This is a genomic window from Nocardiopsis kunsanensis DSM 44524, assembly GCF_000340965.1.
GTDB classification, from domain to species: domain Bacteria; phylum Actinomycetota; class Actinomycetes; order Streptosporangiales; family Streptosporangiaceae; genus Nocardiopsis; species Nocardiopsis kunsanensis.
This window is the reverse complement of the sequence record NZ_ANAY01000021.1, coordinates 13689-26774: the sequence shown is the minus strand read 5'-3', so window position 1 is coordinate 26774 and position 13086 is coordinate 13689. Positions and strand designations below refer to the sequence as shown.

The 13086-nt window shown below is 71.2% G+C and carries 12 protein-coding genes; 8 read left to right on the top strand and 4 right to left on the bottom strand.

The features are described 5' to 3' along the window. Positions 1 to 49 precede the first annotated feature (49 nt). The 4 genes from D456_RS0114825 to D456_RS0114810 all read right to left on the bottom strand — a co-directional run bounded on the left by D456_RS0114825 (position 50) and on the right by D456_RS0114810 (position 3382). Entirely contained in the window at positions 50 to 853 is an 804-nt protein-coding gene (locus D456_RS0114825; protein WP_017576967.1) for an ABC-2 family transporter permease, read from the bottom strand. Between the two features lie 90 nt (positions 854 to 943). Beyond that, a complete protein-coding gene (locus D456_RS0114820) occupies positions 944 to 1804 on the bottom strand; it encodes an ATP-binding cassette domain-containing protein (protein WP_017576966.1) in 861 nt (286 codons plus the stop codon). 32 nt (positions 1805 to 1836) lie between these two features. After that, complete coding sequence (locus D456_RS0114815; protein ID WP_017576965.1) at positions 1837 to 2634, bottom strand: hypothetical protein; 798 nt, start codon at positions 2632 to 2634, stop codon at positions 1837 to 1839. Positions 2635 to 2773: 139 nt separating this feature from the next. Then, on the bottom strand, positions 2774 to 3382 hold the full coding sequence (locus D456_RS0114810; RefSeq protein WP_017576964.1) for an RNA polymerase sigma factor: 609 nt from the start codon (positions 3380 to 3382) through the stop codon (positions 2774 to 2776). Between the two features lie 149 nt (positions 3383 to 3531). Between D456_RS0114810 and D456_RS0114805 the strand changes: the two genes are divergently transcribed. The 8 genes from D456_RS0114805 to D456_RS0114765 all read left to right on the top strand — a co-directional run bounded on the left by D456_RS0114805 (position 3532) and on the right by D456_RS0114765 (position 13014). After that, the gene (locus D456_RS0114805; RefSeq protein WP_017576963.1) at positions 3532 to 4323 is read left to right on the top strand and encodes a hypothetical protein; all 792 of its coding nucleotides are present in this window, start codon (positions 3532 to 3534) and stop codon (positions 4321 to 4323) included. Between the two features lie 65 nt (positions 4324 to 4388). Next, positions 4389 to 5243: an ATP-binding cassette domain-containing protein gene (locus tag D456_RS0114800; protein WP_017576962.1), complete on the top strand. Its 855-nt coding sequence runs from the start codon at positions 4389 to 4391 to the stop codon at positions 5241 to 5243. Positions 5244 to 5636: 393 nt separating this feature from the next. Further along, entirely contained in the window at positions 5637 to 6014 is a 378-nt protein-coding gene (locus D456_RS0114795; protein WP_017576961.1) for a hypothetical protein, read from the top strand. After that, positions 6011 to 8005: a hypothetical protein gene (locus D456_RS0114790; RefSeq protein ID WP_026115897.1), complete on the top strand. Its 1995-nt coding sequence runs from the start codon at positions 6011 to 6013 to the stop codon at positions 8003 to 8005. Before D456_RS0114795 ends, D456_RS0114790 begins: the two co-directional genes overlap by 4 nt. Beyond that, positions 8002 to 9414, top strand: coding sequence for a hypothetical protein (locus tag D456_RS0114785; RefSeq protein ID WP_239643847.1), 1413 nt, complete (start codon positions 8002 to 8004; stop codon positions 9412 to 9414). Before D456_RS0114790 ends, D456_RS0114785 begins: the two co-directional genes overlap by 4 nt. An 11-nt stretch (positions 9415 to 9425) precedes the next feature. Beyond that, entirely contained in the window at positions 9426 to 10805 is a 1380-nt protein-coding gene (locus tag D456_RS0114780) for a hypothetical protein (RefSeq protein WP_239643846.1), read from the top strand. 28 nt (positions 10806 to 10833) lie between these two features. Beyond that, positions 10834 to 11316, top strand: a complete 483-nt coding sequence (locus D456_RS0114775; RefSeq protein ID WP_152442579.1) for a hypothetical protein — start codon at positions 10834 to 10836, stop codon at positions 11314 to 11316. 639 nt (positions 11317 to 11955) lie between these two features. After that, a complete protein-coding gene (locus D456_RS0114765) occupies positions 11956 to 13014 on the top strand; it encodes a 3-isopropylmalate dehydrogenase (RefSeq protein WP_017576956.1) in 1059 nt (352 codons plus the stop codon). Positions 13015 to 13086 lie beyond the last annotated feature (72 nt).

Genomic DNA, 13086 nt, shown 5'->3' with positions numbered 1-13086 from the left:
CCGGGGCCTGGGGCGGGGACCGGAAACCTCCCTCCGGTGGCGCCATCGGTCAGATCTCCCGACGGTCGACGTAGAGTGCGCCCACAGCCAACAGCACCCCGCTGAGCCCCAGGACCGCGATCCCGATCACGGGCAGCACGGAGAGTGAGAGCAGTGGGACGCCGGCGGCATCGAGCGAAGCGAGGCCCTGGTTCTCCGCGATGGGGATGACCCCGCGCGTGGGCCAGGCTGGCGGGAAGACCCACCAGTAGACCTTGTCCCCGGCCAGCGCCCCGAAGAGCGTCCCGGCCACGCCGACGCATGTAGCCCCCGCGACGCCCCAGGCCTCGGTGGCGAGCACGCACAGCACCAGGGTCGGCAGAGCAGCCAGGACCGGCATGAGGGCACCGGCGAAAGCCGTTCCTGCGTCTCCGGGGGTGTCGTTGGCGAGGGCGGCTGCGGCGATCAGGGCGGCGAGCATCAGGGCCGACACCGTCCAGAGGGCCATGAGCGCCAGAACGTCAGCGAACAGGAGTCGGCGGCGGGGGAATGCGTAGGTGTACATGACGCGCTTGGCGCTTTCGTCGGCCTGGTCGGCGCCAACGGCGTAGAGCGCGGCGAGCATGGGCGTCAGCACGGCCCAGATGTACAACGTGAGGCCGAACCAGTGGTCCCACACTTCCTCCTGGCCACGTCCCGCGCCGATGAACACCGCAACCGCGAACAGCGCCGCCAGAGCCACAGGTGTGGCCAGGGTGGTCCACAGAGATAGCCCCCAGCGGAGCCGGTCCAGCGCGAGCGACAAGAGCAGGACGAGGGAGGGGGAGTCGCGTGCAGACTCGGCCGACCGTACACGGGGCTCCGGCATCGACATGGTCGTCTCACTTCCGACATGTTCCGTTGGCACAGAGGTACGTAGCGTGTACCGCCCCGGAGGTTCACTTCCGCCCGTTGTCCGGTGGAATCACCACGCCACAGGTTCCCCGCGCAGATCGTGCATCAGCGCGGCATAGCCCTCTTCTGCGCTCGGAGTGACCGGGCGGGCCCCGGGCGGGGGGAAGTCGGTGAGCAGGCGTTCTCGGCGGGGTGGGCCGAGGTCGCCGAAGCCTTCGCCGGCCGGTGGCCGGGGCAGTTCGAAGGTGCGGTCGGTCGCGATCTCTCTGAGGCCGCTCGTCGAGCCGGAGTAGGCGACCCGGCCGGCGTGGAGGACCGCCAACTCCGGGCAGACCGCGGTCACGTCCTCCAAGAGGTGCGTGCACAGGATCACGGTGCGGTCCCCGCCAAGCATCCCGAGCACCGAGCGCAAGCGGATGCGCTCTTCGGGGTCCAGACCCGACGTGGGCTCGTCGAGCAGGACCAGACCCGGGTCGCCCATGAAGGCCTGGGCGACCCCCACCCGGCGGCGCGTCCCCGCGGAGAGCGTTCCCAACCGGCGGTCCGACACCAGGTCCAGCCCCAGGTGTTCGACCATTTCAGCGGTCTGGCGTCGGCGCTCGTGCGGATCGGCCATCCCTTTCAACAGCCCGACGTAGTCCAGGAAATCGCGCGTGGACATGTCCGGAGGGAGAGCGACGTCCTGGGGAAGATAACCGAGTCCGCGCCGGAGCGCCCGGCGGCCCGCACGCGTGCGCAGATCGTGTCTGCCGGCCTGGATCCACCCGGACTTCGCCCGGAGCACGCCCGCCAACAACCGGAGGAGAGTCGTCTTTCCGGCGCCGTTCGGCCCGAGGAGCCCCATGGCCCCGGGGCCGCACTCGAGGTCCACACCCTCGAGGACGCGACGGTGTCGGTAGGAATGGGACAGGCCTGTGACCACGACACGCATGCCGTCGTTCCTTCCCCGGAGTCGTTCGAGCGTTACCTCCCTTGCAGCGACTGCTCCGGGCGCGAGACCAGCCACGTCGCTGCGGCCAGCAGCGCGGACGAGATCAGCAGACTCAGCGGAGTGGTCGACCACAGGGCGCCGATCGTATCCCGCATGCCTGCCGGCAAGGGGCCCAACGATGCGGCGCCTCGGGCGGCGAACACGCTCATAAGCCAGGACCCCGCCCCGAAAACCGCACCCATTGCGGGCGAGTACCATACCGTGCCGAACACCGTCGTACTCACGCCCAGGACAGCGGGCCCCAACCAGGAGGCGATCAGCGCGGTGGCGGCCTGCGGGGAACCCGACACGGCGGCCGAGGCCGCCGACACCAGCGCGGAGGCCGCCAATACAGTGCCCGTCACCAGTACCAGCCGCGCCAGCCACACTGCCGCCGGAGGTACGAGCATCGTGTACAGCATCTCGGACCTGGGATCCCTCTTCGGGGAGCACACGGCCAGGGCCGTCCCTGTGGTGAGCAGTGTGGCTACGGGCCCGAAGAAGGCCGCGCCGACGGACGGGTCGGGTGCTTGCGCGGCGAACACGAAGAGCGCGGCCAGAACCACGGCCGTCATCGGCCAAAGCGACACCGGGACGAGCTTGGCCTGGCGCATCACCAGGGTGCCGACCAGTCGGGCCGCCCCTCCAGAGGTGAGAGACGGCGCGGTCGGCCCGGACACCTTCGCGGGCGCCGCGCGCTCCGCGGCGAGCGCCGGCGCGATCAGGTCGTCGAAGGAGGGTGTTCGCACCTCGGGTTCGGAGGCTTGCAGAGCTGAGGCGAAGTTCTGCATCCCCGAGACACGGGCGGAGCACGAGGCGCATGTCTGCAGATGTGAGCACCGCTTCTCGGACAGGCCGTCCGGGTGCTTTTTTGTCCCTCGGTCTGCACGGGCGGCCTGAAGGACCTCTCCCTCGCTCAGATGTGGCATGTCAACTCACCTGTCCCTCGGCGAGCGCTGCACACAGCCGCGCCCGCGCCTTGGCCATACGACTCTTGACCGTGCCTACGGGTATGCCGAGGCTCTCGGCGATGTCGGTGTACGGCAGTTCTTCCACCAGCGCCAGGGCCGCCACCTCCCTGTGGCGCAGCGGCAGGGCCCCGATCGCTTCGAGGATCCTGTGCTGCCCGGCGGAGGCGAGCACGTCGGCCTCGACGTCCGCCCCGGGGTCGGCCGGCTCCGGTACCTCTTCGGCGTGCAGGGCGACCCTGACCGGCTCGATCCGACGGAGCCGGTTGTGGGCCTGCCGACGCGTGACCCCCAGCAGCCACCCCCGCACCGACGACTGCCCGCGGAAGGTCGCGGCCGAGCGCCAGACCGCGAGCCAGCTCTCCTGCAACAGCTCCTCGGCGGCTCCGGCGTCGGAGGTCAGGCGGCGCAGCAAGCGCAGCATCGGAGCGGAGTGCCGTTCGTAGAGGGCACGCAGAGCGGATTCGTCCCCTGCGGCCACGTCGGCGAGCAGACCGTGTTCGGTGTCCACGTCGGTGTCGATCTCCACATCTTGTACGTAGCGTCTGCGCGCCGTGGGGTTCACCTCCACGACGTGAAACCGTACTCGCGCGCGACCGACACTCCACCGAGGCCCCGAGTACGGTCCCCGAGTAAGCTCGGTCACTGGATCAGGGTGCCGCCCTCGGGGCGGGTGCGGTGACGCATCGAGGGCCACGTGAAAACGGAGTGAATACGAGAATGAGGGCTTCTTCCCTGCTCCCGGTTCTGGGCGGCACCCTGCGCTACGAGGCGCTCATGGTGGTGCGCCATCGCGCCTTGTGGACCGTGTTGGTGCCGTTGTCGCTCCTGTCGTTGGTAATCGCCTGGGGCGCGCCCTCCGATATCACCGGCGGTGTGCGCCACGTCGGTGCGGCCGCCCTGATCACGGGGATTCTGTGCACCTTGGGTATCGGTGTGACCTTGGCCGACCGGTTCGTGCGGGGCCTGAGCCACGGAATGGGGGACCTCGCTGCCGCCACCCCTCACAGCCTTTGGTTCCGGTTGCCCGCGATGCTCGTTGCGTCTTTGGGGGTTGCCCTGGTCCTGCCGCTCGTGGTGGTGATGGTGTGTGTGGTCCCCGCGGCCGTGGCGGACGGTGGTGTGCGCCCGTTGGCCGCCGCACTGGCGGCCTTTACGACCGTGTTGGTACCGGGTGCGGCCGCGCTGACCGCGCTGGCCTGTTTCTTGGGGCTGGTGCTCCCTCTGACCCTTGCCCGAGTTGCCACCGCGGGGGTCTGGTTGTGGTCCACTATCGCCTCGCCCCAGATACTGCCGCTGGTGACCCCCACCGGCACACTCCTGTCCCCGGTCGGGGGTTATCCGGCGGCTGCCTGGTTCGGTGAGCGGGCCGTGTGGGCGAACAGGGAGCTGACGGGCCCCCTCAGCCCGCCCCCGGACACGGGAACGGCGCTGGCCAACCTGGCGGTCCTGGCTGTGTTCACCGCTGTGTTGCTCACACTCGCTGTGCTGGTCGCGGTGAGGCGCAAGTGACTGGACACGGACCGGAGTACCTCCCGCGGGGACACTCCGATCGACGATCGGCGGCCGCGGAGCGCATGAACGTCGAAGTGAGCGGGTTGACGAAGGTGTTCGGGCCCGGAGTGCGGGCCCTGGACGGTGCCGATCTCGCGTTCCGCGGCGGGATCGTCGGTCTCCTCGGCCCCAACGGCGCCGGCAAGACCACCCTGATGCGCGTCCTCACCGGTTCCTTGCGTCCCACTGCCGGGCGTGTGGTCGTCGACGGCCACGATCTTGCCACGAACCGCGGTCGCCGCGCGGCCCAGCGCACCATCGGTTATATGCCGCAGGAGCTCGGCCTCTACCCAGACCTGACCGGACGGGAGTTCCTCGACTACATGGCCTCGCTCAAGGGGATCGGCGGCCGGAGGGTTCGCTGTTCCCGAGTGCGGGACATGCTCTCCCGTGTCGGTCTGGAGGAGCACGGGGGGCGTCGGATCGCCGAGTACTCGGGTGGGATGCGCAGACGCATCGGAATCGCGCAGAGCCTGCTGGGCGACCCCGGACTACTCGTCGTCGACGAGCCCACCGCCGGGCTGGACCCCGAGGAACGCATGCGTTTCCGGTCGCTCATTGCCCATATCGGCCAGGAGCGCACCGTTGTACTTGGTACGCACATTTTGGATGATGTATCGCAATTGTGCTCGAGCGTGACCGTTCTTTCCGCCGGTCGCCCGAGTTTCCACGGGACGGTCCGCGACATGATCGACGTTGCGCGCGGCCGTACCTACGAGGTGCCTGTGGGTGTGCCGGTGGGACAACGGGCCATGGTGGTGGGCACCTCACCCGAGTACTGTCGGGTCGTCGCCCCGGAGACGCCTTCCCGAGGGCGTCCCGTTCCGCCGACGCTGGAGGACGGCTACATCGCTCTGATGTGTTTGGGTGCCGAGTGAGGGCTCGCGGGTCCGGGGCGGAAGGCTCCGCCGATCAGACGATCCGTGCGGGCGCAAAAGGTGCCGTCTCGGTGGCCTGACAGGCATCCTCGCTCCACCGGCGCAACCTCAGCGGGAGCTGTGGGCGTACCCCGCGGCGTGCAGAACCCCGGATGGGCACGCGTCCGATGTGTGGTCGGGTTCATGGCGAAAAAGGAGAAGTGCGCGCTCTGAACCGATTGGCTTCCCTTTTATGGTGAAAGCTGCATGTGTGGCAAATCTGCGTGGGCAATTTTTGGCAAATTAGCGGGAGCCCAGCGGGAATTCCGCTGGCTCTTCCTGTCTCCGTGGCATTCTGAGGCGGATTCGTCCCTGCACTCTTCGGCCCGAGGCCGGTCTGGTGATGTTGTGCGTATGCCTCGTTCACGGTCAGCCCAGCTGCTCCTGCTGCTCTCCGCAATGGTTCTCGTCGGAACCGCCGTCCTCATCGGCTCGGGACTCGTCGGTTTCTGGGCGGCGGCCCGCGCGCTCGCGTTCACGACGGTTCTGGTCTCGGCCGTGGTGCTGGCGCTGTTGGTGCGCCACACGAACCGGCAGATCCAACAGTTGCGCGCCGGTCTCGACCGGAACGTGCGCCTGATCCGTGAACTCACCGGGGAACAGCGGATGGAACTCCTCGGCCGCACGGAGGAGATCGCCGACCGCATCTGCGAGATGGAGGACACCTTGCGCCGGGAGGACCCCCACCGGGGCCGGGGGGAGACCGAGGACCACCCGAAGGTGCTCACATGATCCGGGCGCTGCTGGAGGAGGCACTCCGTACACGCGAGCCGGGGCGCACCGTGGTCTGCACCGTCGGGGAAGGCGCCTGGCCCGACGGTGCAGACCTGCCGGAGGAGGTCGCGTTCCACGACCTGGACCAGCGCCCGGCCTCCGTCCAGCACGTGCGGCGCGAGACGGCCGCCTCCGGTACCCGCTCCTGCGGGCTCACCTTGCTCCTGGCCGCCACACCCACCGACCTGCGCCGGGCCGCCGCCCACCTCGCCGGGTTCCCGCGCTCGGCGCGCATCGTCGTACTCGTCGCGGCGGCCGCACCCCACCTGGACCCGCCCTTCCCCGTCCTGCCCGGACTCGGGCCCTGGGGCGAACTCGTCGACTCCCGAGTACGGCGTGCAGGCGACCAGGGATGGGCCGCCGACCTGTACTTCGGGGCACCCGTCCCCCTGATCCCGGTCGTCTCGGCGCTGGCCCACGGCATGGTCGGAGGCCGGCGCGAGCGGCCCCTGCCCGTACTGGCGGCGGTCCGGGGGCCCGACGCCGGGCTCTGGCGGCCGGGAGACGCGCGCAGCAACCGCACCGAACACGTCGACGCGATCCTCGACACCACCGCCTCCGGGTACACCCTGCCCGAGGACGCCCCGCCCCGGACCCGCCGCGCCCCCCTGGGAGAGGCATCCTGGGCAGACCTCGGCTCCCTCGGCGCGTACGTCCCCGAACGGCCCGCCCCCGACCAGGTCCCCCCAGTGGACGAACGGGTCGTCAACCCCATCGGGTTCACCCGTACCTCCGAACCCGTGACCGGAACTCTGGAGGACCACGACGGGCGTTGGCACCTCGTCGTCGGGGAAAACGTGCGCTGGAGCGTGCCCGGCGACGGGACAGTGACCGACGTGCACATCGCCCGGGCCCGCGACCTGCGCGCCGTCGAGATCGTGTGGGGCCGGCACAGCGGCCCGCTCGCAGCGGTCCGTGCCGTGGCCGCCCTGGCCGCGGCCGGCGTACCGCTGGTCAGCGGCCCCGCACCGAGCTGGGCCACCGGACTGGGGCAGGAGACCCTGGCCCGTCTGCGGTCGGTGCGGATGTCCGACCTGGACGACGAGGACGAACGCGAGATCCACAGCATCCGCACCCGGCGGGCCGCCATGCGCGAACACGGCGCACTGGCCCGGTGGCGCCGCATGGGGGCCGAACTGGGCCTGGACACCGACACCTGCCCGGCCGTGTCCGTGCTCCTGTGCACCCGGCGCCCGGAGATGGTCGGGTTCGCGCTGCGCCAGATCGCACGCCAGCGCGGGGTCGAGACCGAGACCGTGCTCGCACTGCACGGGTTCGACCGGAAGATCCCCGAGGTCGCCGCGGAGATCCGTGCGTTCCGCGCCTCGGGCCGTGAGCTGATCCTGCACGAACCCGACCCTTCCCTCGCCCTGGGCACGGTGCTCGACCGGTCGGCGCGCACGGCGAGCTGCCACATGCTCGCCAAGATGGACGACGACGACTGGTACGGCCCCGAGCACCTCGCCGACCTGGTCTCGGCACGTACCTATTCCGGGGCCGATCTGGTCGGCTCCGACCCGGAGTTCTTCTACCTGGAGACCCTGGACACCACGGTCCGCCTGTCCGGGGAGAGCGAGAAACCCGCGAAGCACGCCAGCGGCTGCACACTCTTCCTCGACCGGGGGGTACTGGAGGAGATCGGCGGGTTCCGGCCGCTGGCCCGCGGGGTCGACTCCCAGTGCCTGGCCGGGGTGCAGCTGGCCGGCGGACGCATCTACCGCACTCACGGGTGCAATTTCGTGGTACGGCGCAAGAGCGAGGGCCACACGTGGACCGTCGGGGCGGGCCACTTCCTGCGCCGGGAGGGCAAGGGCCAGTTGCCCGGGTGGCGCCCCAGCCCACTGCTGGAGCCCGACCCGAAGGATGCGCCGGTCACCTGCTCGTCCCTGCCCTGGGGCGCGCCGGAACCCGTCCGTGAAGGAACCGGACCAGTGGTGGAGGCCGGATGAGTGTATCCACACCGGAAGCGAGGAACACCGTCGTGCCGAGCGGCCGGGAGACGGTACGGTCCCTGCCCGAACTGGGGACCTGGGAACCGGAACTGGGCGTACACGTCGTGGTCCGGGCCGAACACGCCGGCGCCGATCCCGCCCCACTCCTGGCCGACCTGGCCGCACAGACCTATCCGGCCGCGCTCACCGAGGTCACGGTCGCCGGCGGCACCGGTGTGCACGTCCCGGACGGGGCCCGGCCCGAACGCACCCGTGTGGAGACCGGGGACGGCGGAGCACTGCTTCCGGACGCGTCCGCGGACCCCTCGGTGGTGCTGTGGCTCGAAGCCGGGGACCGGATACCGCAGACCTTCGTGGAGGCCCACCTGCGCGGCCACCACCACGTGCGCGGGCTCCTGCTGTGCAGCACACCCGAGGCGACCGAACAGGACGAGGAAGGTGAGCAGGGGACGGAAGGAGACCGGCGGGTCCTGTACGAGCGGACCGGGCCCCTGTGGCCGGGCGCCCTGCGCAGCGGGGCCTCGGCACCCAGATCCGTCCTGGAGGGGTGCGCCGCCTCGGCCGGGGGCGAACTCCCCGCCCAGGAGGAGATCCTGCACCACCTGCTGCTCCAGCACGGCGCGCTCCCGGCCACCGATCCCGAGGTCCGGCACGAACCGAGGACACGGCACGGGGAGGCCGGGGCCGGACCGCTGTCCCGTGCACGCGTGGCCCAATGGGTTCCGACCTCACCGGAACGGGCCGAACGCCCGGGCACGCATTGGCGGGTCCCGTTGGCCCACGTCGTCGTGGACACCGCGGGAACGGACAGCGCCACCGTGGTCGATACCGTGGACCGCCTCCTGGAGAGGGACACCAGCGGCACCCGTATCACCCTGAGGACCGAAGCAGGATCGCCCATGGAGTCGGAGCTGCGCGCGCACTTCCGGGCCGACCCGCGGATCAGGGTGGGGGAGGGCGAACCCGTACCCGACCCGCTCGTCCCGTTCGTGCTCAGCATGCCCGGGGACCTGCGGCCCGAGACCGACGTGGCCCGGGTGATGGTCGAGGAGGCGCAGCGCTCCGGCGCAGACGTGGTCCGCGCGACCGTGCCCGGGTCCGACCTCGGAGGACCGCGGTTGGAGCGCACCGCCGCTCGGGCCCGCGCCGCCCACCGGTGTTCCGGGGCCGACCCCGTCGCCTCCGACCTCCTGCACCGGCCCGCGGTGCGCTGGATCGACGGGCAGGCCCGCCTGCTCACCCCGTCGAACAGGAGGGCCGAGCGGCGCGCCCGGAAATGGGAGCGCCTGCACGAGCACGAGACCGAGGCGGCCCGGATGCGGGTGTGGGAACGGCGGCTGCGGCGCCGGCTCGACCTGCTCACCCGCACACGCGTGGGCCGGTTCTGGTGCCGGGTCCTGGGATGAGGGGAGTGGCCGTGACAGCGAACCGTGAGGTACGGGCGGACGGTCTGCTGCCGCCCCTGGGGCCCCGGCCCGGGGCGACCGTGGTGATCCCGGTGCCGGACGCGTCCGGCACCGGCGACGAGGGCGAGCTCGAGCACGTGATGGGGCGGGTACGGGAACGCATCGGTCCGGACGGGGACCTCGACGTCCTGCTGTGCACCACAGTGCCGTCGACCGACCCCGAACCGCCCGGACAGCGGGTCCTGACGGTGCCCGGCCCGGCCCGGCTCTGGGAGCTCGCCCGCGCGGGGCTGGCGGAGGCCGGGGGTGACGTGGTGCTGCTGGCCCGGCCCGGCACCGTGCCCCGGCGCAGCGAGGTCGACGGCCACGTACGCGCCCACCTGGCAGAACACGCCGCCGTCGCCGTGGGACGGGCCACGGTCGAGTCCGGCACCGGCGGCCCGAGGCCCGACCGGCTGCGGGACGTGTACCCGAAGGCACCGGCCTCGCACCCGCGTGCCCTGCTCGCCGAGGTCGGGGTCGCCGACACACGGGCGCCCGAGGAGCTCCTGCACCGCATGCTCCAGTTCGGTGCTGTTCTGGTCCCGGGACCGCGCACCGAACTGGTGGACCCGGCCGAGAAGGACACCGGAACCACCGTGAAGGCCCGCACCGACGGCCCGGACGAACCCCCGCTCCCGGACCGCGACCCCGAACTGGAACACCGTGTGCCCTGGCACCCGGCACGGCGGGCCCGGCCCGCACGCCTGTGGGAGGTGCCCTTCACGGACGTGGTCGTCGACGCCTTCCACGTGAGCGCCGAAGAGGTCCGCATCACCGCCGACAGCCTGCTCAACAGCAACGACGCCGACCTGGTCCTCACCCTCGTGGGACCCTGGGGCGCGCGGGACCGCGCCACGGCCGGGACCGTCCGGCTGCTGCGCGAGCTCTACCGGTACGAACCGCGCGTGGGTTTTGCGGACCATACTTCCGAACCCGGGCCCGAGGTGCCTTTCCGTCTCTGGCTGCCGGCCGGGGTCGAACTGGCCCCCGACGCGCTCAGCACCCTGGCGGCCGCCGCCGACGAACGCGCGGCCGGGCTCCTGACCGTCCCGTGCGGGAAACGGGGCGAGCTGCGTTGGGAACGTACCGCCGCTCTCGCCCGTGCGCGCCTGACCGGTGCGGGGCTCGGGGGTACGGCACCGCCGTGGAACGCGTGTACGGCGGAATCGCACTCGGTGGTGGAGGAAGCCCCGCCCTGGCCCCGGGAGGGGGACGAGCGCACCCGGCAGGCCCGCCGTGAGTCCAGGGCTCTGAAGGAGGACGCGCAGCGCTGGGAACGCCGGATCCGTGCGCTCACGCGCGGGCGCGCTGCCCGGTTGGTCCTGGGCCGCGGATCCGGTCCTCGCTGAAGGACCGGGAGAGGATCGAGGAGGACTCGTGCATTTGTTGCGAACGCATTTTTCCCTGGTGCCGCCGACGCTCTTCCTGGCGGGGCTCGCAGCGGTGGCCCTGCCCCTGTTCCGCGGGTCGCTCGGGCCGTGGCAGGCGGCGGAACTGTCCGTGTACGGGGCCCTCCTGGCCGCGGTCGTGTACCTGGCCCGGAACCTGGTCCGGCTGCGCCGGGAGGTGTGGAGCTGGCGTATGAGTATCGACGGGCAGGGGCTGGAGTGCGGTGAGCTCGCCGCCGACGACCGTGAGGAGGTGGAGGCCCGCATGGACGAGCTGCTGGAGCGTCTGTCGCACGCGGCCGGGTTCCTGTCCCGTACACACGGTCCCGGGCACGAGGGGCCCAGGGAAGAGGTCCCGGAGCCGCAACGGCCGACCGAGGCGGAGAGGGCCGGCGAGGGGGTTCTGACCCCGGTCCGGGACAGCGGGGCCGAGCCGGTGGTGCGGACGGAGGCGGCCGGGGCGGCCACGTGACGTCGACCGGTTGAACGCGGGCCCTTCGGGGTCCGCGTTCTTTCTGTCGTGACCTGCGATTTCCGATCGTGCGTATCACATAGTGAGATCTTCTGGTTACATAGTTGGACATCCGATAGTCTGTCGTCCTAGTAGGAGTCTGCGGCGTCCGGCTTTCGGATCCCGGTCCCGCCGCCCGGTGCCCCGCGTGCCTCGAACCGGAGGTCCGGGGCGACCCCGGCCGAACCCGCCGAGGTGCTGAGCTCCTTGTTCGCGGACACTGTCGCCCGCGTTTCTGCCGCGACGCCCACGGATCGGGCCCCGCGGTCCTTCCAACACGCAACACCGGACCCTCGCAGGTGCCGGTGGCCTCGCGATCCTGGAGACTGCCATGTACCAGACGGCCGACCACCCCGCCGACGACGAGCTGCAGCGCGCCCTGCAGGAGGCCATCAACCGCCGCGACTGACGCCGCGCCGCGTCCGGCCCGCCCCCCGTTCCTCATCCCGGGGTGCGGGCCCGTCGCGTCCGGGGGCCGTTCCCAGGTCGGATGCGGGCCGAGGGCGCGGGCGTGCGGGTGAGGCGGTAGGGTTGTCTCATTCAGTGTTCATTCGGATCTCATCAGGTGAGATGGGATCGAGTCCGAGTTAGGCAGTCCGTATGGCAGCGCGCACCGTGAAACTGGCCGTCATCCCCGGCGACGGGATCGGACCCGAGGTCGTCGGCGAGGGCCTCAAGGTGCTCGACACCGTTGCGGCCCAGCACGACCTGGCGTTCGAGACCACCGAGTACGAACTCGGCGCCGAGCTGTGGCACCGCACCGGTGAGACCCTGCCCGAATCGGTCGAGTCCGAGCTCGCCCAGCAGGAAGCCATCTACCTCGGTGCGGTCGGCGACCCCTCCGTGCCCAGCGGTGTCCTGGAACGCGGACTGCTGCTCAAGCTCCGCTTCGACTTCGACCACTACGTCAACCTGCGCCCCGTGCGCCTGTTCCCCGGAGTGCGCACCCCGCTGGCGGGGGTGGCCCCCGAGGACATCGACATGCTCGTGGTGCGCGAAGGGACCGAGGGGCCCTACGCGGGTGCGGGCGGTGTGCTGCGCAAGGGCACCCCCAACGAGATCGCCACCCAGGACAGCGTCAACACCCGCGTGGGCGTGGAACGCCTCATCCGCTACGCCTTCGCCAAGGCGGCCGAGCGCCCCCGCCGGAAGCTGACCCTGGTGCACAAGGACAACGTCCTCACCTTCGCCGGCGACCTCTACCAGCGCGTACTCAAGGAGGTCGCCGCCGAGTACCCGCAGGTGTCCGTGAACTACTGCCACGTCGACGCCGCATCGATGTTCTTCGTCGACCAGCCCGGACGGTTCGACGTGGTCGTCACCGACAACCTCTTCGGCGACATCATCACCGACATCGGCGCCGCCATCACCGGCGGCATCGGCCTGGCCGCGAGCGGGAACGTCAACCCCGACCGCACCTTCCCCAGCATGTTCGAGCCCGTGCACGGCTCGGCCCCCGACATCGCCGGCCAGGGCAAGGCCGACCCCACCGCCACCGTGCTCTCGGCCGCGACCATGCTGGAGCACCTGGGCATGCCCGAGGCCGCACGCAAGGTCGAGAACGCCGTCGCCGCCGACCTCAGGACCCGCGGCGACGAGGAGCGTTCCACCTCCCGTATCGGCGACGACCTCGCCGCACGGGTGGCCGAGCAGGGCTAGGCACCACCCGACCGCCCGGCCGCCACCCGAAGGGCGTGGCCCGGCGGCACCACACGGCCACCGACGTGGGAG